The 1,019-nt window shown below is 69.1% G+C and carries 2 protein-coding genes; both read right to left on the bottom strand.

Going from position 1 to position 1,019, the window contains the following annotated elements; all coding sequences use genetic code 11:
• Window positions 1–208, bottom strand: a 208-nt coding sequence (locus AB4Y86_RS19515; RefSeq protein WP_441403766.1) for a FadR/GntR family transcriptional regulator, incomplete at its 3' end; no start/stop codon positions are given.
• 55 nt (window positions 209–263) lie between these two features.
• The coding region (locus AB4Y86_RS19510; RefSeq protein ID WP_441403765.1) for a lactate/malate family dehydrogenase at window positions 264–1,019 on the bottom strand (756 nt) is incomplete at its 5' end.

Genomic DNA, 1,019 nt, shown 5'->3' with positions numbered 1-1,019 from the left:
GCCCCAATGCGGTGCAGGACCGCAGCGCCTCCCGGACCACCGAGCGGCTGACGCCGTACTGCTGGGCGAGGGTGGCCTCGGAGCTGAGCTTGGCGCCGACGCCGAGCTTGCCGGACTCGATATCCGAGCGGAGGACGTTGAAGACGGCTTCGGCGGCGCTGAGGCGGGCCAGCGGTTGTCCGGCTGTCCGGCTGTCTGACAGGTTCACACTTCCAATATGGCAGGGGTCACACTGCGTGTCAACCATTCCGGTTAGATCCCGGTCAGATCCCCAGGGAGGCGAGGCTCTGCCGGAGCGTTTCGGCCGAGTGGTGGAGGGAGGCGCGTTCGCCCTCGTCCATGGGCGTCTCCAGGACCGCGTGCACGCCGCCGCGACCCACGATGCTGGGCAGCGACAGGGCGATGCCGTCGATCCCGTACTGCCCGCTCATCACGGTGGATACCGGCAGGACCGCGTTCTCGGAACGCAGCAGCGCCTCCACGATCCGGGCTCCCGAGAGCCCGATCGCGTAGTTCGTGGCGCCCTTGCCGGCGATCACCTTGTACGCGGCCTGCGTGACTTCGCGGGCCGTCTCGGCGAGGTAGCCGGGCGTAAACATCCGCTCGCCGCCGACCGTCCAGTCGCGGATGGGCACCGGACCGATGGTCGCGCCAGACCAGACTGGGAATTCGGTGTCGCCGTGTTCGCCGACCATGCTGGCGTGGACGCTGCTCACCGACACTCCCGCGGCGTGGGCCAGCAGCCAGCGCAGCCGCGATGTGTCCAGCACGGTGCCGGAGGAGAAGATTCGCGACGTCGGCAGCCCGGTGATCTTCTGCGCGGCGACGGTCAGCACGTCGCACGGATTGGTGACCAGGACGTAGACAGCGTCGGGGGCGTGCGCCAGCAGTTGCGGCAGGAGCTGTTCGAGGATCCGGACGTTGGTGCCGGCCAGGTCCAGCCGGGTCTGGCCCGGTGCCTGTTTCGCTCCGGCGGTGATAACGACGACGTCGGCGCCGTCGGTCACGCTGATGTCCCC

The sequence above is a fragment of the Arthrobacter sp. 2YAF22_2 genome, assembly GCF_052114645.1.
In the GTDB taxonomy this organism is placed as follows: Bacteria; Actinomycetota; Actinomycetes; order Actinomycetales; family Micrococcaceae; genus Arthrobacter.
This window is presented reverse-complemented; position numbering and strand designations above follow the sequence as displayed.